The following is an 18,567-nucleotide window of genomic DNA, read 5'->3' on the forward strand; positions in this document are numbered from 1 at the left end:
TTACTTTCCGACGAAGATGCCGTTGGAGCGGCGTGCGGCGAGGTAGAAAACGATGCTGAGGATGGAGAGGACGGCCACGTAGACCGGGAAAACCCAGCTGATGTTCAGGGATTGGAACCAGACGAGCAGGTAGGAGGCCGTGCCGCCGAAGAGTGCGACGCCGATGCCGTAACCAAGAGCCACGCCGGTTCCACGGATGTTCTTGGGCATCAGGGACGAGCTGACCACGTTGTACAGGGTCATGTTCAGAACCAGGACGATCGAGCCACCCAGGAGGACTGCTGCGAAGCCGCCGATACCGGGCTGGACGTAGAAGAGCATGAGGAAAACGGACGGGATGGCAAGGATGCGGGTGATCAGGAACCAGCGCGACATGGACTTGCCGTCGGATAGCTTGCCGATGATCCAGCTGCCTGCCACCAGGATGACGCCCAGGATGGTGGTGAGGGCGAATACGGCGGTGGGGTCTTCCTTGAAACCGCTGCGGGCAGCGCTGGGAAGGCCAACATTCCAGGCGTAGTTGTAGGCCTGTGCAGCGCCCACCACGAAGATGATGGCCAGGACGGAGAGCCAATGCTTGCGGACTCCGGACCACACGGCGCGGGGCGTATTGCTGGCCATTTCCTCGGCCTTGAGGGTTTCCGGCAGTGAACGGCGAAGGTAGAGCACCACGAAGCCGAAGAGTGCGCCGATGATGAACGGAACGCGCCATCCCCATTCGGCCATGGCTGCGCCGCCAAGGATCAGGCTGCACACGAAGCTCACCAGTGAGGCCAAGAGGATGCCGATGTTCACGTAGAAGCTCATCAGTCCGGCAACGTAGCCTTCGCGCCCTTCGGGCGCCAGCTCCAGGGCGTGGGATGTAGAGAGCGGGGCTTCGATGCCCGTGGAGATGCCCTGCAGGACACGGCAGAGCAGCAGGATGATGCCGGCCCAGGCGCCAATGGTTTCATAGCTCGGGGTGATGGCAATGATCAGGGTGGTTCCGGCCATCAGCATGATGGACAGCAGCATGACGCGTCGGCGGCCGATGCGGTCTGCCAACGTTCCCAACAGAATGCCGCCCAGCGGGCGGAAGGCGAATCCGACGGCGAACACGGCCAAGGCGTTCAGCGTGGCCGAGAGGGGATCGGTGTTGGGGAAGAAGTTGGGCCCAATGAAGGCTGACAGGAGGCCGAAGACCATCCAGTCGTACCATTCCAGCGCGTTGCCCAGGCCCAGGCCGAGGAGTCCTTTGCGGACTTCGGGCGTGAATTTGGTGTTCTTGGTGACGGTTGTGCCAGACGGGACGGCGTTGTCCGTGATTTGGATGTCGAGCATGGAAAAGTCCTTACGCTGACGCCCCGGAGGGCGTGGGAGGGTATGACGCAGGAACGCCTGTTGGAGGAGGCGCTTGATGCGAAAGTGGCAAGGATTGTCTGCGGCCACGGCTACGTGTCCGGACAGTTAAGGGAAAACGCTGGCGCCGCTTCGGGGCGGCAGGTTTACCACGCGTGTGGTGCGTTGACCCAGATGGCTACGCATACCTCTTCGTAGCTGTTCTTGTACCAGTGGGGGATCTCTGAGGAGTAGGTGATGGAGTCGCCCTCTTCGAGGCTGTAGCAGACGCCGTCCAAATAGACGTCTTTACGGCCGGAGATGATGTAGCAGAACTCTTCACCGCTGTGGGTAAAAGGTGTTGCGCTCGTGTCGTGCCCTGGGGGCGTGCTGATCCACTGCGCTTCGATGTTTCCGTCGCGGTTGGGAGTCAGCAATTCGTGGACGGCCTCACCTACGGATTCGCGGGTGACGTTCTTCAGGTTGCGTCGATCGGATCTGCGGACCACGGGGGACTTCGACTCGTTCTGGCCAATGAAGAACCTCCCTACGGGGACGTCCAGGCCGTGCGCCAGCTGAGCCAGCGTTGTGAAGGAAGGGTTGGCCATGCCGCGTTCGATTTGGCTGACGATCGCCTGGCTGAGGCCAGTGATGTCCGAGAGTTGGGCAAGGGTCATGCCCTTTGCCTTGCGCATGGTGCGCACCTTGTTTCCCACAGTTGCCAGCAGTTCGCCTGTGGCCGGTGGAGCAGGAGTCTCGGTGGTCATTGCCGCATCCTTCGTTGGTGTGCTAACTCACACAACTATAGTGAAGATCTTTAGCGAGTCAATGGTTTTTCTTTATTAAGGTGAAGATCTTTACCGAAACGGGGTTTCTAGTTCCTCGATGGTGCCGCTAACGAACCGTTCAAGCTCGCGGAGCTGGGCGCTGAGCTCGGGCAGACGTTCACCCCTCCGCAGGAGCCTCATTCCGGTCTCCAGTTGCATGGCCAGCCGGTAGATGCAGACAGCGCCGACCATTTCGCTGGATACTCTCAGGCTCAGTACAGCGTCCATGGCCTCGTCCATGTCCTGGGCATCCAAGGCTCGGTAAAGCCGGGAAATACGGCGCGGAAGCAGGATGATGTAGGTCTGCACGAAGCTGCTGACAATCGTGGCATCGCCGCCAAGTTCCGCTTGGAGACCCGTGATGACAGAGGGATCCACCAGGGGTTCTGTGCATTCTTCATGCTCAGTCACCGAACCCCTCCCGCCTCGAACCAACATCATCAGAATTCAAGATTAGGACCCGCCGAACTGCCCGATGCGCCAACCGGCAAAGCTTGACCAAATCTTGAGCGGACCCAGATGAAGTCTTGAGGAGAGCCCCCGAAAGTAGTCCTGTAGCACTGCAGGATCGCGGATCTGGGAAGTCCAGGTCTTACGGAGGGATCGGGGGAATCTCAATGAACAACGGTGCTCGACCGTCGTCAGGCATCATGGTAATCATCGTGTTCTGCTTGACGGTGCTTCTGGGGATTGGCGGCACATCCGCCTTCGCCCTGTGGGAGCAGAGTTCCCGAAGTACTGGCTCAGATAAGCCCGCCGCCTCAACCGGGACCACGACGCCGTCACCCTCACCTGCCGCGTCCCGCTAACTACTCCTTGTGGCCCCACCAAGGAAGCCTGTCAGCCGGTCTTCCAGTGCGGACACGTCCTTGAGTTCGCACTCCCACACTGTGAGCACATCCCAGCCTGCCGTTCTGAGCGCGTCCACCTGCAGGGCGTCGCGCTCACGGGTGCGGGTCCGTTTAGCCTCCCAGAATTCTGCGTTGGCCGCAGGCGCATGCAGTCCCACTTTGCAGTCGTGGAAATGCCAAAAACAGCCATTCACGAAGATGACCTTGTGCCGGCTTGCGAACACCAGATCAGGGCGGCCGGGGAGCTTGGCACCGCCCGCCTGGCCGTGCAGCCGGTACCGATAGCCCTTTGCATGCAGAAGCCTGCGCACCAACAACTCCGGTTTGGTGTTCTTGCCCCGGATCCTGGACATGTTGAGGCTGCGCTGTTCCGGAGTCAGCGTGTCCCGGCTTTCGCCCATAAAATCCAGCCTACGCTTCCGGGTTTGTGCACAGATAAAGCTCAAACGGGCGCGTTTCTTGGCGTCATGAGGTGTACAAGAACAGGCTAGGAACGCTCGACTGTCACCGTCCGCGGGGCTTGGAAGGACAACAAACGGAGCCAGTCCGCGGCTGAGTCCTGCAGCCGGATGCCGTTCAGGGCCGCGGCCGTTTCCTGAACCACGACGGCGGCCTCCAGCTCTGCGAGTTTGGCGCCGAGGCAGCGGTGGATTCCGGATCCGAACGCCAGCCCGTAAGGTGTGGGCCCAACGCGCTCGTTGCCGGACGCGTCAGCCCACGGGAATCCGTGGTTGCCCGTCAATTCCAGCAGGATCTCCTCCCCGGCCTTGATGGGCCGACCATTCAGCTCGGTGTCCCGCGCGGCAATCCGGCGCCAGGTCGGAACCGACGATTCCGTGGCCAGCACATGCCGAACCAGGTCACGTGCCTTCAGGGCGGACGAACCCTCGCCCCACGAGATGCCGCGGGACCCTTCGGCCAGCCGGAACAGCGTGGTGCTGATGAGCTGCGTGGTGGTTTCCTGGCCGGCGATGAGCAGGAAATAGCCCAACGAACAGATCTCCGGAGTTTGCAGGCCGTGGTCGGCGAGCGCCTTGAACAGATTTGGACAGGACTGCTCCGGGGATTGGGGTGACTGGCCTTGGGGGGACTCCACTGATTCCACTACGAGGTCCCTGAGCCAGTGGTAGAAGGCGGCAGCGCTGTGGGCCAGTTCGAGTTGCCGGTCAGGGTCAGGCCAACCCCAGAACAGCTCGAGGGAATCCAGGCTCCAGGCTTTCAATTGTGGTAAGTCGCGGACCGGCAGGCCAAGGAGTTCCATCATGACGATGGCCGGGGGATGGGCAGCCACGGCTTGTACCAAGTCCACGGTTCCGTGGGAGTCCAGCAGAGCCCGCGCACGTGCGGCCGAGTCCCGTGCCAGTTCCCGGATGCGCGGTTCCATGGCCGCAACTTTGGCCGGTGTGAAGAAGCCTGCAACCACCTTCCGGATTCCGGCATGGGTTGAGGTGTCATTGCTGGCCAAGACCGGAGGAAGGGCGAATCGTGCCTTCTGGAGCACGCGCAACGACTGCCCGCTCAAAGGAGTCACCGCAAGGAGCGCGTTGGCGGGGCTGAAGTCATCTGGTCGGTGGAGGACTTCCCTGACGGTGTCCGGCTTGCGGAGCACCATGTACGGGCACGAGCCAGCCTCGGGGATGGCGGCCTCGGGACCTGCGACGTCGCGACCTGCGACGTCGGGACCTGCGACGTCGGGACCTGCGGCGGCGTGGGCTGCGGCGGCGATCATGCGGGCAGCCCTTCAAGCCAAGCGTCCGCCTGAGTTCGGAAGTCGTTGGGGTCTACGGCGGACGCGTCCGCGGGCACGGCACCAAGCAACCGAACGGGCCACCCGGAAATGGTGGCGCGATTGCTCAGTTCCACCGCGCCAGGAGTGGCGGGCCAACTTCCCAGGACCACGCCCACCACCGGGAGCGCGCGCCGGTCCAATGCCTCCAATGTCAGTGCTGTGTGGTTCAGGGTGCCCAACGACGCCCTGGCCACCACGGCGAAACCGGCCGCATGGCCAAGGTGCGTGCCGAGATCGGCCAGCGTGCCGCCGTCGTGATCCAACTCCACCAGCAGCCCACCGGCACCTTCCACCACCACGTGGTCATGTGTGCCGCACAGTTGGCGGATCCGCTGGGCGTGGGCTTCCACCGACGGTAGCTGCACCCCGTCCAGGACTGCGGCGGGGACGGGCGCCATGGGTTCCTCGAGGACGACGCCGGCTTCCGCCGTGAGCGGCCCAGCCAGGCGCGCCACTTCGGCGCAGTCCGAGTCGCCCATGGCGTTTCCGCTCTGGCACGGCTTGTAGACGGCGACGCTTCGCCCGCGCTGTTGCAGGGAAGCGGCGAGCGCCGCCGCGGTGATGGTCTTGCCGACGCCGGTGTCGGTGCCGGTCACCAAGAGGACGGGAGGCAGGTTCATGGTGTCCTTTCAAGGATGTCGCGCAGCGCTGCGCAGGCTTGTTCGATGTCGCTCGGGGTGAGGGTGGCGCGTGCCGTCAGACGGAGGCGGGAGACGCCGTCCGGCACCGATGGTGGGCGGAAACACCCCACCAGTACGCCGGCTGCGGAGGCTGCTTGGCTGGCCGCCAACGCGGCCGCCGCGGATGGCATCGGGACGGACTGGACTGCTCCAGCGGAACGTTCGACGGCGGTGCCGCGCCTTGCGAGCGTCTGCCTCAGTTCCGTGGCTATCGCTGCTGCGTTGTGATGCACCGCCGCAGCCCGCCATGGTTCGTCCCGGAGGATGCCGACGGCGGCCAATGCTGCGGCCGCAGCGGCGGGCGCCAGACCGGTGTCGAAGATGAAGCTGCGGGCCCGGTTGACCAGGTGCTCGCGCAGAAGCGTCGAACCAAGTACCGCTCCGCCTTGGCTGCCGAGCGCTTTGGACAGGGTTGCGGTCAGGACCACGTTGGGGTGCCCGGCCAGGTTGGTACCGGCCACAGCTCCGTGTCCTTGATGAGCGCCCGTTCCGGAGACGCCCAAGCTGTGGGCTTCATCGATCAGCAGCACGGCATCGTGTTCCTCAGCAAGGGCCAGCAGCCCAGGCAGTGGAGCCGCATCGCCACCCACGCTGTAAATGGATTCCACCGCAATGAGTGCTCGCGGCTGTGTGCGCTTGGCCAGTTTCGCCGCTGCGTCCTCCATGCTGTTGTGCCCGAACTCCTTCACGTCGGAGCGGCTGAGCCGGAAGCCGTCGATCAGGGACGCATGGCAGTGCTCATCGGCAACAATCAACGTCCCCGGACCACCCAAAGCGGTAGTGACACCAAGGTTGGCGAGGTAGCCGGAGGAGAACACCAACGCGGCGTCGGTCCCCGTGAGCGCCGCGAGCTGGTGCTCCAACTCCAGATGCAGCTCCGTGGTTCCCGCCACCAGACGCGAGGACGTAGCACCCGTGCCCCACACCCGGATCGCTTCGCTGGCGGCCTCGGCCAACCGAGGGTCCGTGGCCAGGCCAAGGTAGTCGTTGCTGGCGAGGTCGATGACACGCCCAAGTGTGGGCATGTGGGCGTTCGGGGCGTGGCTGTTTGGGATGCGGCTGTTCGGGGCGTGGCCCTTTGGGACATGGCTGTTTGGGACGCCCGCCAAGGGCGCTCGGACCATTGGTGTTCGGACCAGCCCGCGGCGCTCGCGGACAACGGCTTGCTGTTCGAGCCAGTGGTTCATGGAGGTGCTCATGTTCTGGCCACGAGGCTGTCAGGCACGTCGGCGGCGGCTGCCTCGTCTGCTGCCCCCACGTCCGCTGCCCCCACGGCTGCGACCATGCCGGAGGCCATCACGGCCACGTCTTCCGCCGAACTGACGTAGGGCGGCATGGCGTAGATCAGGTTCCGGAAGGGTCGCACCCACACCCCGTGCTCCACCGCGACCCGCGTCGCAGCTGCAACGTCCACAGCGTCCCGCAATTCAATGACGCCCACGGCGCCGATGGTGCGGACGTCCCGGACGGCGTCGAACGTCAACGCCGGAGCCAATCCGGCAGCGAGGCCGGCGCCGATGCGGGCCACGTCCGCACGCCACGATCCGGTAGCGATCATGCCAAGGCTCGCGTTTGCGGCGGCACAGGCCAACGGGTTGGCCATGAAAGTCGGCCCATGCAGGAGGGCACCGGCATCACCGCGTGAAACGGTCCGGGCCACAGCACCTGTGCACAGCGTCGCGGCCAGCGTAAGATACCCGCCGGTGAGGGCCTTGCCGACGCAAAGAATGTCCGGGACAACGCCGGCATGGTCCGCCGCGAACAGCTCGCCGGTCCGGCCGAAACCTGTCGCGATCTCGTCCAGGATGAGCAAGAGCCCGTACTCGTCTGCGATTCCGCGGAGAATCCCAACGCATTCGGCCGGGTAGATGAACATGCCACCGGCGCCTTGCAGGATAGGTTCCACGATGATCGCCGCGAGTTCGTCCGAATGCTCCCGGGCCAGATGCTCAACTCCTTCCCGCCACTCCCGGATCGCTTCGGGCGTCGCCGTGGCAGCAGCCGGCGGGCGGGGTGCGAACACGTTGGACGCCAGCAACCCCGGGAATGCCGAGTGCATCCCATCCACCGGATCACAGACGCCCATGGCAGCGAACGTGTCACCGTGATACCCGCCGCGTACGGTCAGGAAGCGCTGCCGTTTGGGCCTGCCGGAGGCTGTCTGGAACTGCACGGCCAACTTCAGGGCGACTTCCACAGAGATGGAACCAGAGTCGGCCAGGAAGACGCGCTCCAGCCGTCTATCCGATGCGCCGGATTCTTGCGAGCCCGGCGCCATGCGGATCAGGTTCTCGGCCAGGTCCACGGCCGGCTCGTGCGTCAACCCGCCGAACATCACATGGCTGAAGGCCTTGAGCTGGCGCTGCACAGCGGCGTCCATGACGGGATTCCGGTACCCATGGATCATCGACCACCACGAGGACATCGCATCCAGCACCTCATGGACGCGGCCATCCTGATCGCGGAGCCGCAGCGCCACGCCGTCGGCCGCTTCCACTTCCCACAAAGGCAACGTCCCGGAAGCCGGGGCGTACGGGTGCCACAGACTCGCGCGGTCACGCTCGATGAGCGGGTTCATGACGTCACCTTTCCGTGCCGGGAGCACTCGGCGGTCCAGCCCAACGGCGTGACCTGCACTTTCATGCGTCGGCGGCATTGCGCGCAATAGCGCGGCGGCTCCATCGCCAGCTGCTGCCTGCAGCTTTGGTGAGTGTCCGACGTCGGGCGCTTACCTTCGCTTTCTTGCACACCGGACGCAGCGGCCACCGCGCCGGACGCAGCGGTCACCGCTCCGCCGCAATGCCCGCAGTAGCTTTGCGTTAAGGCGGTGGTCACAGCGTCTTCTGGAGTTCCTTGATGGGCATGTTGAGCTCCACCAGGAGGTTGAGGTCGGCGGTGGCGGGGCGGCCCAGGGTGGTGAGGTAGTTGCCGACGATCACCGCGTTGATGCCGCCCAGGAGGCCCTCGCGGGTCCCGAGGTCGCCGAGCGTCAGTTCGCGTCCGCCTGCGTACCGCAAAACCGTGCGGGGCATGGCGAGCCTGAAAGCGGCGATGGCGCGGAGGGCGTCCTTGCCGTCCATGATTCCCTGGTTTTCCAGCGGCGTGCCGGGGCGCGGATTCAGGAAGTTCAGCGGGACTTCGTGCGGTTCCAGTGCGGCGAGCTGGGCAGCGAGTTCGGCACGCTGCGCAACAGTCTCGCCCATGCCGATCAGGGCACCGCAGCACAGTTCCATGCCTGCGGCTTTGACCATGTTGCAGGTGTCCAGGCGTTCCTCGTACGTGTGCGTGGTGACAACCTCGGGGAAGTAGCTGCGGGCCGTTTCGAGGTTGTGGTTGTAGCGGTGCACGCCCCATTCGGCCAGCTGGTCCACTTGGCGTTGCGTGAGCATGCCCAAGGAACAGGCGATGTTGATGTCCACTTCTTCGTTGATGCGGTCGATCGCGAACTTGATCTGGTTCATGAGCTTGATGTCAGGGCCACGGACGGCTGCAACGATGCAGAACTCCGTGGCTCCTGTAGCGGCGGTTTCCTTGGCGGCCTTCACCAGCTCGGGGATGTCCAGCCACACGCCGCGAACGGGGGAGTCGAACAGGCCCGACTGGCTGCAGAAATGGCAGTCCTCGGGGCAGCCTCCGGTCTTGATGGAGATGATGCCTTCCACCTCCACGTCCTCGCCGCAGTGCTTGAGGCGGACCTCATGGGCCAGCTGCATGGCTGCGGGGATGGCGTCGTCCGGGAGTTGGAGGATCTCGACAAGCTGGGCCTCGCTCAGGCCTTCGCCGCGCTCAAGAACTTGCTCGCGGGCGATGTCCAGAATGGCGTATCCGGTGGCTTCGTGGGTTGCTTGGGTCGTCATGGTCTAGACCGTATCCCCGGGTGCTGAACGCGATTTTGTGGGGTCTGTACAAACGCCGACGCCCAATTTTGGACCGGCCTGTCCCTGGCTGGGTCCATGCGGCTGAGCCAGAACGGTTGGTGCAGAAGTTACAGGTGTGAAACACGGACGTGATCCGATCGTCGCCCGGCGTCGTTAGCGTCATGGGCGAGGCAAAGTCCACGACGAAAGTGATGACGCATGAGCGAGGATCTGACGAATACCCAAACAATGGAGCCGACCGCGGCGGCGAGAACCGCCGTCGTGCCCGGAACCGGCGGCGCTGCCAATAGCGCCACCACGGCGGGCAACGCCGATGCGATGAGCGCCGCGAAGGAGAGCCTGGAGGACTACACGCTCCGGTTCGCGCCGCGTTCCTACCGGAAATGGAGCGCCGGTGTGGTGGCGACCAGCGCGTTGGGTGGCATCGCCTACCTGGCCGACTTTTCCATCGGGGCGAACATCGGCATTGCGTACGGCACGGTGAACGCCATCTTTGGCATCATCGTCGCGGCCGTGATCATTTTCGCCACGGGCTTCCCGCTGGCCTATTACGCGGCCCGCTACAACATCGATCTTGACCTCATCACGCGCGGGTCCGGCTTTGGCTACTACGGTTCGGTGGTCACCAACGTCATTTTTGCCACGTTTACGTTCATCTTCTTCGCGCTCGAGGGCTCCATCATGGCCCAAGGCCTGGAGCTCGGGCTCGGCGTCCCGCAATGGCTTGGCTACGCGGTGTCCACCATCATCATCATTCCGCTGGTGATTTACGGGATGAAGACGCTGGCCACGCTGCAGGTGTGGACTACGCCTCTGTGGCTGCTGCTGATGGTGGTTCCCGTGGGGTACTTGTTGCTCTCACACCCTGAAAGCATCGACGCCTTCTTCGCCTACACCGGCGCCGCGGGCGATGGCGGGCCCAACCTTGCCTCCGTGATGCTGGCCGCCGGCGTCTGCCTCTCATTGATGGCGCAGATCGCCGAGCAGATCGACTACCTGCGCTTCATGCCGCCCAAAACCGCCGAGAACAAGGGTGCTTGGTGGCGTGCAGTGATCCTGGCCGGACCGGGCTGGGTGATCTTCGGTGCCATCAAGCAGATCGTAGGCCTGTTCATCGCGATCTACCTGATTGCGACGCTGGATCCCGCAGCGTCCGTGCACGCCAACGAGCCCGTGCACCAGTTCCTAGGCGTGTATCAGGAGATGATGCCGGCGTGGCTCGCGATGTCCCTTGCCGTGGTGCTGGTGGTCATTTCGCAGATCAAGATCAACGTCACCAACGCTTACTCGGGCTCACTCGCGTGGACCAACTCGTTCACTCGCATCACCAAGACGTACCCGGGCCGAATGGTGTTTGTAGTGGTCAACCTCGTGATCGCGTTGATCCTCATGGAATCGAACATGTTCGAGTTCCTCAACACCATCCTTGGCTTCTACGCCAACTGCGCCATGGCCTGGGTGGTCACCGTGGCGTCCGACATCGCCATCAACAAGTACCTGCTCAAGATCTCGCCCAAGGTTCCCGAGTTCCGACGCGGCATGCTCTACGCAGTGAACCCTGTTGGCTTCGTGTCCATGCTGGTCTCTGCCGGCGTTTCCATCGCAGTGTTCTTCGGGGCGTTCGGGTCTGGTGTCCAGCCGTATTCGCCGATCTTCGCCGTCGGTTTGGCCCTCGTGTTGCCGCCCGCTCTGGCGCTCCTGACCCGGGGCCGCTACTACTTGCGGCGGACCGACGACGGCATCGCCCTCCCCATGTTCGACGCCGACGGCAACCCCAGCGACGAAAAACTCCTCTGCCACGTGACCGGCCTTGAGTTCGAACGCCCGGACATGCTCCGCTCAGGTCAGGACGGGCCCGACGGCGAACCCCAGTACATCTCGTCCCTCGCGCTGTCCACGGATAAGTCGGGCGGGCTGGTGCTGCCGGCGGAGAAGTAACGCTGGCCCAACTCTTCGCCAGCCCACTTCGCTGTGACGGCTTATACGGACATGTGCTGTCCGCTGGTTTGGCCGACGAGAAACGCCCCGCCCTCCGCGATGGAGGTCGGGGCGTTTTTGCTGCGATTACCTACTTGTCGAAGGCATTCTTGGCGGCGTCTTTGACGTTCTCACCAGCATCCTTGACGTTCTCGCCGGCCTGTTTGGCTTTCGCCGCTGCTTGATCAGCGACGCCTTCGGCTTGCAGCTTCTCGTTGTCCGTTGCGTCTCCCAGGGCTTCCTTCGCCTTGCCGGCGACTTCCTGGGCCTTGTTGCTGATCTTGTCTCCGAGTCCCATGGGATCTCCTCTGAGTTAGTCCAACACTGACAATTTCGACAGTAGCCAGAGAGTCTGGATGGTTCCTGACACCTCGGCAATAATCAGTATACTTATGATTTGTCGTCTGCGGCCATGCAGGCGGCGGCGAAACGTCCAGCGGTGATGTCAGCGCAGCTTGCTGAAGAACTCCCGGATGTCTTTGACGAGCAGGTCGGGGGCCTCCAATGCGGCGAAGTGGCCGCCACGGCCGAATTCGAACGCAGCCGCTCGGCGTCGTTCAGTCCACCCACCTCGTCCGGGTGGACCTGATCACCCTCACCGCCATCGCCGCCGCCTGCCGCGACTCCTTGCGCTTCGACTACCGAACGCACCACGGAACCAGCAGTATGCGCACCACCGAGCCGCGCCGGGTGTGTTTACGCGGGTCGGCGTTGGTACCTCATCGGCTGGGATGTCGACCGCCAAGACTGGCGCACCTACCGCGTGGACCGCCTTGACCCCCGGACGCCCACCGGCCCGCGGTTCACCCCACGCACCCCTCCGGACCCCGATATCAGCGCCTACACCTCGCGGGCGATCTCCACGTCGGCTTACCGTTACCAGGCCCGGTTCACGCTGCAGGTCAACGCCGAGACCGCGGCGGAGCGCATCGTCCCCACCGTCGGAGCGCTGGAGCCGATCGACGAGCACAGCTGTACGTTGCGTGCCGGGTCCAACTCGCTGGACGAACTGGCCATCTATGTGGCAACCAAAGGGTTCGACTTCCAGGTGCACGAACCCCCGGAACTCGTCGAGCACGTCAGGATGCTCGCAGGAAGGTTTGCCACCGCGACTGGTTAGTACCGCGGTTTAGTACCGCGGTCGGATGGGGCTTTTGCCCTGCGTCCCCGCCGATCACTGTCGCAGGGCATCCCAGGCGGCATCTGGACCGGAAACGTTCGCAGAGTCATCGCTTAGCTGGCGGTGCACGTCACCGTGCCGCTGGAACGGCGATCTCCCGCGCGGGCAGGACGGCGGCATTCAGGATGGTACGGTCTCCGAGCGGCCGTTCGAGCTTCACCGTGAACGGTGTCGCTGGGTTTCCCTGGCACGAGGCCGCCTGCGCACCCGAGGGGCGCACCCCTAAGACGACCTCCACAGTGGACTCGGTTTCGGTGAGCTTGACGACTTCCACCCGTCCCTCGGCGTCCTGACCGGAATTGCAGTCGAACTCCGTGACGAGCAGTGCGAGGCGGTCGGACTCAGAAGCCGGCGGCAACGAGGGATCGAGAGTGACTGCGCCGGCAGTCAGCTGGCCGAGGTCGAGCGTGGGCGTGCAGGTCGATGACTCAACGACATCCCATACCGGTTTGCCTGGTTCCGATGCCATGGAGTGGGTGGAAATGACAATGTACATGTAGTCACGGATATCGCCTTGGCCGCCATCTTGGGGAACTGCGAGCTTGGTCATGAGCATCACCCGATCGCTGCTCTCCTGCGCAACCAGCCATGTGACCGGGTCAAAAGCCGAGACGCCGCGGCCTTGGAGGGCCGGTGCGGCCTCGGGTGCGAGCTCGGTGGCCGGCTTCGGGTTGTCCAGCGCCTGAAGCGGCACCTTGTTGCCCTGGCACAGCACCACCTCGGGTTCAGCGACTGAGGCCGGGCTGCCGGCTGACTGCTCAGTCGACGCGCATCCGGTCCCCAACAGCAACATGGCACCGCCGACCATCGTGATTCGTGCGACGCCTGTTGACAGTTTCCCCATGTCGCTCAGGCTACGCCCAAAGTCGGCGGAGGTCGCGTCTTCAGGCGGGCCTACTTAGGAGCACCCCCTCACCTGACGTACTCGCCGACGTCGAACTTTACGACGGCTAGCCCGGCACGGGCGACTTCACGACGACGACGCTGGATCCCACTGTCATCCCCGACGAAAGCGACAAAAGCCTCGACGAAAAGCGCGCTCGGGAGCATCCGGCGGAGACTGGCGGCTGACTCGTGGACCCCTCGTGATGAAATCCGACAACTAGTAAGCAACCTGACTATTGGTGTTAAGATGGTGCTAGATATGAGTTCCGCCGCGAGCCTTCCGCCGTACTCTGACGCCTGGCCCGTCCGGAACCTCGAGATGGGCAGAGCGTGGGTTAGGTGCGGCACCCAAGAAAGCCGCTCATGAGGGAGGCGTTCCGTGGACACAGGGCTTGTGGTGTGGATTGTCGTGCTGGCCGTCGTGGTGGTGGCTGCCGTTGTACTCGCCTTGGTTTTTGGCCGGCGGCAGAAAGCGGCGCTGGATCGTCGTCGAGCAGAGTCTCTTCGCCAAAAGGCTACTGAAGAAGCCGTTGGCGCCCACGAATCGAAAGCCCATGCTGCTGGTGCAGAAGCGGCTGCAGTCCAGGCTGAAGTCGAGGCCGAGCGGCTCCGCCGGGAAGCGGAACGCCACGCGGAGAAGGCGCACGAGGCCGACGAACGGTCTGAAGAACACCTCCGTCGGGCTGCATCGTTGGACCCGGACGTGAAAAACCGGGATCAGGATGACCGTGATGTGAGGGACCGCGAGCAAACAGAGGCAACCCGTTCCCGTCGGGACCGCACCGATCGCCGGTAGCCGCTAAGAATCAGCGGACCAGGCGTCCGAGGGTTTCAACGGAGAAGCAGGAGGGTGAAGGTGAGTATCGTGGTGAACCGCTCCTCGGGGCAGGCCGTGAACGCGGAGGAGGCCAAGCGGGCAAGGCATGCGGTGGACGTCGTCCTGGGGCACCTCGGCGAGATCGGTCCGGCCGTTGCCGCCTTGCGGCGGGAGTCGTCGCGGTTGGCTGAGTGGGGCGACGAGCTGGCTCGAACGCGTCGCCGCGGAGGCAGCGTTTTTGCGGCCGGCAGCGACGGTTCCGCTCACGAAGCCCAGAGGTTCACGTCCGAATTGGCCGCCCATGACCCGGGCCATGGCGGCGCTTTCAAGGCCATCTCAGTCAGTCATGATGCCGGTGTGGACGTTGATGGAAGCATCAGTGGCCAGATTCCCGCGTTGGTTCGACGCGGTGACATCGTGGTGTTGCTCGCTGCCAAGGGGATCACGGACGATCTTCGGGATGCGGCAGCGGCGGCGAAATCCGCGGGAGCGCGAGTGTGGGCGCTGACGGGCAAGGAATCCAAAGACCTCGCCCAATCGGTGAATGAAGCCATTTGCATCGACACGGATCCACTCCATGCCGAGGAGGCGCACCTCGTCGCGGTCCTGGCGCTCTGCGAGTGCTTCGACGAAGCAATGCGGGAGCACACCAAGTAGGAGGCCCCAACTAACTGGCCCCGACCTAGCTGCCCTGACGCGAGGGCAGGCTTCACGCTCAAAGCCGTAGCGCTGTGTCACTCTTGTGCCGCCAGCGCGCGGTACCCATATGCGCCTACAGTGTCGCCGGGGTGTGATCTGCCCCTCAGATGGAATAGTTGCAAACGCCGCACAGTTACGCAGAACGAACCTGATTCATTCTGAAAGGAACTGCGCATGCTGTTTTCCCCTCTGGCCCTCGGCGAGCTTGAACTTTCCAATCGACTGGTGATGGCACCACTCACTCGCCTGCGGGCGGGCGTTGACGGCGTCCCGGGTTCGTTGATCGCGGAGCATTACCGGCAGCGCGCTTCGTTGGGCCTGATCGTCAGCGAGGGAACGTATCCCACTCCGGCGGGTCAGTCCTACACCGGTCAGCCCGGGCTCGTCACTGAGGCACAGATCGCCGGTTGGAAGAAGGCAACGGACGCCGTTCACGCCGAGGGTGGCCGCATCTTCGCGCAGGTCATGCACGGTGGCCGAGTTTCCCACGCCGACATCGCCGGAGGCCACGAGATCGTGGGTCCGAGCGCCGTCGCCATTGAGGGCGAGGTCCGTACCCCGAACGGCAAGCAGGCCTACCCGGTGCCGCGCGAACTCCGCACCGACGAACTGCCCGCTGTCATTCAGGAGATCGTTACCGCGTCCCGAAATGCGATCGAGGCCGGATTCGACGGCGTTGAGCTGCACTCTGCCAACGGTTACCTGCTGCACGAATTCCTCGCACCGAACGCGAACATCCGCACTGACAGCTACGGTGGATCGCCGGAGAACCGCGCCCGCTTCGTGATTGAGACCGTCAATGCCGTGGTTGAGGCCATCGGCGCCAACCGCGTAGGTATCCGGATTTCGCCGGAACACAACGTACAGGGCATCGCCGAAACGGACGCGGCCGATGTCCGCGCAACCTACGAGGTCCTGGTGGACACCATCGCGCCGCTCAACCTGGCGTACCTCAGCATCCTTCACCACGACCCCAAGGGTGCCCTGGTCCAGGATCTGCGCGAGCGGTTCAACGGAACGTTCCTGGTGAACACCGGCTTCAGCGAGATCACCACGCGTGACGAAGCCGTTGCCCTCATCGCCGATGGCCTTGCTGACGCTGTGGTGGTGGGTCGCCCCGCCATCGCGAACCCGGATCTTGCCCGCCGCTGGCGCGAAAGCCTGCCGCTCAACGAGCCGGACGCCTCCACCTTCTACGCCGACGGCGCCGAGGGCTACACGGATTACCCGTTCTACGCTAACTAACAGCTGGGCCCAGGCCGCGGCTAACCGCCCGGCTCGACCAAGCCGCTCGTAGCAGCCCAAGCAAACCGCTCGACGTCGGCACTCACCGTGAGTGCCGACGTCGCACTTTAACCGGTGCGCGCCCAGTTGGCCGTTCCCTCCTTGGGGGAGTGCGGGAGGAATATGACAGGCGCGTAGTCCCGGTCACTCGCGGGATATTCCCGTTTTTCCTATAGGATTTGGCCATGCAACATGCTTCCCCGGGCGCCGTTCGCCCTGGCTTTCCCGTCAGCCGACAAGTCCTGGCCGATCACGTCTACGAGGCCCTCCTCGAGTGGCTCATGGACGGCCGGCTCGAGCCCGGAGCGGCTGTCAGCATCGACGGGATGGCCCGGGAACTCGACGTTTCGCCGACTCCTGTGCGTGAAGCATTGGCGCGGCTGGAGCACACGGGCATGGTGCGCCGGGTGGCCCTCAAGGGGTACAGGGTTGCGCCGGTTTTCACCCGCGAAGACTTCGCCGAGCTCATGGAAGCGCGGCTGTCCATCGAGCCGGTGAACGCCCGGCTCGCATGTTCGAGAATGACCGCCGACGGTTTAGAAGCTTTGAAACAAGCCGTGGAAGACCTCAAAACTGCGCCACGTGGCGGCACGTTCGCGGAGTACCGCAATTACCTTGAAGCTGATGAGCGCTTCCATCAGCTCATTGCCGCTCAGGCCCAGAACCAATTCCTGTTGTCGGCCTACAACACCCTTGGTGGGCAGGTCCAGCGGTTCCGGCTGTTCGGGGGAGTGGGCATTACTGATGCCGAGCAAGCCATCGCCGAGCACCAGGCTGTCCTGGATGCGCTGGTCACCGGCGACCCGGAAAAGGCTGCGCAGGCGATGACGGACCACGTGGAGAAGGTTCGGGGCCGAGCGATGGCTGACGCGCCAGAGGACTGATCTGCACCTGAGCACGCGGGCTCTCACGTCGGAGTGACGGTTGGAGGGCCCGTCGCCGTGCTGGGGCCCGTCTCGCACCTGTTTCCGCCTGGCGCGCCACGTGGGCGTCTGGTGCGCACCCTTTCCCGCCTGGCGCGCCAGAGGTTATGGGGGCGATCGGCGGTAAGTGGTGCGCCGCGGTCTCCGGCGCACTCTCCCGCGTCGGAGTGACGGACAGAGGGCCCGCCGTCGTGCCGGAGCGTGTCTCGCACCTGTTTCCGCTTGGCGCGCCAGTCGTTATGGGGGCGATCGGCGGTAAGTGGTGCGCCGAGGGCTCCGACGCGGACTCCGCCGCGGGCTCCCGCATCCGCAGGCCGCAACCACCCGCGCGGTGACCCCCTTCACATGGATATGTAAGACATATAGGATCTAGGAAGTTTCGCTCAAAGGGTTGACAGCTTGATCAAGTTCGTAAATCCTATAGGAAACAGGATTCCACGAAGGAGTGATCATCATGGCGTACACCGCCGAGAATTGGCCCATCACCGCGGCCCTCCTGCAGTTCCCCGGCACCGACGCTGCGGGGCAACACGTCAACGACGCCGATGCTTCCGTTTGGGCTTCGGTCCTCCAGGAAGTGAAGGAGGCAGGTTTCGCCAACGCAGACCTCACCGACAGCTGGGTCCGTCCCGGTGATCTCAGCAAGGAGCGCCTCGCCGAGTTCAAGCAGACGGCTGACGAGGTCGGCATCGGCGTCCCGGTCATATCCGCCATCCGCCGCAGCGTGATCCACGAAACTGACTGGGCGGACAACCTCGCGTACAGCCACCGCACAATCGACGCCGCCGCGGAACTCGGGTGCGAAGTCGTATCGTTCGGGCTCCACCAAGCCATCACTCCTGAGCAGCAGAAGCAGCTGTGGTTCTGGACCGTCGAAGGCTACAAGGACCCGGTTGGGGACACGGAAGCCTGGGGCAAGGCGGTCTCACGCCTGCGTGAATTGGGCCAGCACGCCGCAGACGCCGGTGTCCTCCTGTCTCTGGAAATGTACGAGGACACCTACCTGGGCACCGCCGATTCCTCGGTCCAACTGGTCCAGGACATCGGCCTGGACAACGTCGGCCTGAACCCGGACCTCGGCAACCTGATCCGCTTGCACCGGCCCATCGAGGACTGGCGCGAGATGGTGGCCAAGACCCTGCCGTACTCCAACTACTGGCATATGAAGAACTACATCCGCGACGAAGATGTGGCCCGCGACAGCTACATCACCATGCCGGCGCCCATGGAAAGCGGCCTGATCAACTACCGCGAGGCCTTCAAGCTCGCGCTGTCGGTCGGCTTCCAAGGCATTCTTTGCACCGAGCACTACGGCGGCGACGGCCTGAGCGTCACGGCCAGCAACCAGGACTACCTTCGCCGGCACGTCCTCCCCAAGACCGAGGGCTACGAACTCGGTGAGAGCAAGGTTGCACAGGGACGTCAGGTACCCGCAACCCAGCTTGCAGGAGTCTAAGGAA

19 protein-coding genes and 1 pseudogene are annotated in these 18,567 nt (G+C 64.0%); 8 read left to right on the forward strand and 12 right to left on the reverse strand.

Features of this window, described 5'->3' with window-relative positions:
* From ACIQC5_RS04935 to bioB, 9 genes are all read right to left on the reverse strand, one after another.
* Positions 1–1,320 carry an MFS transporter gene (locus ACIQC5_RS04935; protein WP_400278928.1) on the reverse strand — a complete coding sequence of 440 codons (1,320 nt, stop codon included), beginning with the start codon at positions 1,318–1,320 and terminating at the stop codon, positions 1–3.
* A gap of 164 nt (positions 1,321–1,484) precedes the next feature.
* The gene (locus ACIQC5_RS04940; protein WP_400278929.1) at positions 1,485–2,084 is read right to left on the reverse strand and encodes a helix-turn-helix domain-containing protein; all 600 of its coding nucleotides are present in this window, start codon (positions 2,082–2,084) and stop codon (positions 1,485–1,487) included.
* A gap of 90 nt (positions 2,085–2,174) precedes the next feature.
* Positions 2,175–2,555 (reverse strand): Hpt domain-containing protein, encoded by a 381-nt coding sequence (locus ACIQC5_RS04945; protein ID WP_400278931.1) that lies wholly within the window; start codon positions 2,553–2,555, stop codon positions 2,175–2,177.
* A gap of 394 nt (positions 2,556–2,949) precedes the next feature.
* Positions 2,950–3,396, reverse strand: a complete 447-nt coding sequence (locus ACIQC5_RS04950; RefSeq protein ID WP_400278933.1) for a very short patch repair endonuclease — start codon at positions 3,394–3,396, stop codon at positions 2,950–2,952.
* Positions 3,397–3,482: 86 nt separating this feature from the next.
* On the reverse strand, positions 3,483–4,724 hold the full coding sequence (locus ACIQC5_RS04955) for a cytochrome P450 (RefSeq protein ID WP_400278935.1): 1,242 nt from the start codon (positions 4,722–4,724) through the stop codon (positions 3,483–3,485).
* The gene (gene bioD, locus ACIQC5_RS04960; RefSeq protein ID WP_400278937.1) at positions 4,721–5,404 is read right to left on the reverse strand and encodes a dethiobiotin synthase; all 684 of its coding nucleotides are present in this window, start codon (positions 5,402–5,404) and stop codon (positions 4,721–4,723) included. Before bioD ends, ACIQC5_RS04955 begins: the two co-directional genes overlap by 4 nt.
* On the reverse strand, positions 5,401–6,663 hold the full coding sequence (locus ACIQC5_RS04965) for an 8-amino-7-oxononanoate synthase (RefSeq protein WP_400278938.1): 1,263 nt from the start codon (positions 6,661–6,663) through the stop codon (positions 5,401–5,403). The genes bioD and ACIQC5_RS04965 overlap by 4 nt, the downstream gene beginning before the upstream one ends.
* A complete protein-coding gene (gene bioA / locus ACIQC5_RS04970; RefSeq protein WP_400278939.1) occupies positions 6,660–8,042 on the reverse strand; it encodes an adenosylmethionine--8-amino-7-oxononanoate transaminase in 1,383 nt (460 codons plus the stop codon). Before bioA ends, ACIQC5_RS04965 begins: the two co-directional genes overlap by 4 nt.
* A 253-nt stretch (positions 8,043–8,295) precedes the next feature.
* A complete protein-coding gene (gene bioB, locus ACIQC5_RS04975) occupies positions 8,296–9,321 on the reverse strand; it encodes a biotin synthase BioB (RefSeq protein WP_400278941.1) in 1,026 nt (341 codons plus the stop codon).
* A gap of 219 nt (positions 9,322–9,540) precedes the next feature.
* On the opposite strand from bioB, the gene ACIQC5_RS04980 reads away from it, so the two are divergent.
* Positions 9,541–11,280 (forward strand): purine-cytosine permease family protein, encoded by a 1,740-nt coding sequence (locus tag ACIQC5_RS04980; RefSeq protein WP_400278943.1) that lies wholly within the window; start codon positions 9,541–9,543, stop codon positions 11,278–11,280.
* Between the two features lie 130 nt (positions 11,281–11,410).
* Here ACIQC5_RS04980 and ACIQC5_RS04985 read toward each other — a convergent pair whose 3' ends face one another.
* On the reverse strand, positions 11,411–11,617 hold the full coding sequence (locus ACIQC5_RS04985; protein ID WP_400278944.1) for a CsbD family protein: 207 nt from the start codon (positions 11,615–11,617) through the stop codon (positions 11,411–11,413).
* Positions 11,618–11,716: 99 nt separating this feature from the next.
* Here ACIQC5_RS04985 and ACIQC5_RS04990 point away from each other — a divergent pair, with 99 nt between their 5' ends.
* A complete protein-coding gene (locus ACIQC5_RS04990) occupies positions 11,717–11,908 on the forward strand; it encodes a hypothetical protein (RefSeq protein ID WP_400278946.1) in 192 nt (63 codons plus the stop codon).
* A gap of 111 nt (positions 11,909–12,019) precedes the next feature.
* Positions 12,020–12,439 (forward strand): annotated as a pseudogene (locus ACIQC5_RS04995) (WYL domain-containing protein); the annotation flags it as partial.
* Positions 12,440–12,569: 130 nt separating this feature from the next.
* Here ACIQC5_RS04995 and ACIQC5_RS05000 read toward each other — a convergent pair.
* Both ACIQC5_RS05000 and ACIQC5_RS05005 read right to left on the reverse strand, forming a co-directional pair.
* Entirely contained in the window at positions 12,570–13,343 is a 774-nt protein-coding gene (locus tag ACIQC5_RS05000) for a hypothetical protein (protein ID WP_400278947.1), read from the reverse strand.
* Between the two features lie 68 nt (positions 13,344–13,411).
* Positions 13,412–13,549: a hypothetical protein gene (locus ACIQC5_RS05005; RefSeq protein WP_400278949.1), complete on the reverse strand. Its 138-nt coding sequence runs from the start codon at positions 13,547–13,549 to the stop codon at positions 13,412–13,414.
* A 214-nt stretch (positions 13,550–13,763) separates the two neighbouring features.
* Between ACIQC5_RS05005 and ACIQC5_RS05010 the strand changes: the two genes are divergently transcribed.
* From ACIQC5_RS05010 to ACIQC5_RS05030, 5 genes are all read left to right on the forward strand, one after another.
* On the forward strand, positions 13,764–14,180 hold the full coding sequence (locus ACIQC5_RS05010) for a hypothetical protein (protein WP_400278951.1): 417 nt from the start codon (positions 13,764–13,766) through the stop codon (positions 14,178–14,180).
* A 60-nt stretch (positions 14,181–14,240) separates the two neighbouring features.
* Positions 14,241–14,858: an SIS domain-containing protein gene (locus ACIQC5_RS05015; RefSeq protein ID WP_400278953.1), complete on the forward strand. Its 618-nt coding sequence runs from the start codon at positions 14,241–14,243 to the stop codon at positions 14,856–14,858.
* 216 nt (positions 14,859–15,074) lie between these two features.
* Positions 15,075–16,145 (forward strand): alkene reductase, encoded by a 1,071-nt coding sequence (locus ACIQC5_RS05020; RefSeq protein WP_400278955.1) that lies wholly within the window; start codon positions 15,075–15,077, stop codon positions 16,143–16,145.
* A 224-nt stretch (positions 16,146–16,369) separates the two neighbouring features.
* Entirely contained in the window at positions 16,370–17,068 is a 699-nt protein-coding gene (locus tag ACIQC5_RS05025; protein ID WP_400278957.1) for a GntR family transcriptional regulator, read from the forward strand.
* 493 nt (positions 17,069–17,561) lie between these two features.
* The gene (locus ACIQC5_RS05030) at positions 17,562–18,563 is read left to right on the forward strand and encodes a sugar phosphate isomerase/epimerase family protein (RefSeq protein WP_400278958.1); all 1,002 of its coding nucleotides are present in this window, start codon (positions 17,562–17,564) and stop codon (positions 18,561–18,563) included.
* Positions 18,564–18,567: the final 4 nt, after the last annotated feature.

The sequence above is a fragment of the Paenarthrobacter sp. NPDC092416 genome (assembly GCF_044755025.1).
Lineage (GTDB): Bacteria > Actinomycetota > Actinomycetes > Actinomycetales > Micrococcaceae > Arthrobacter.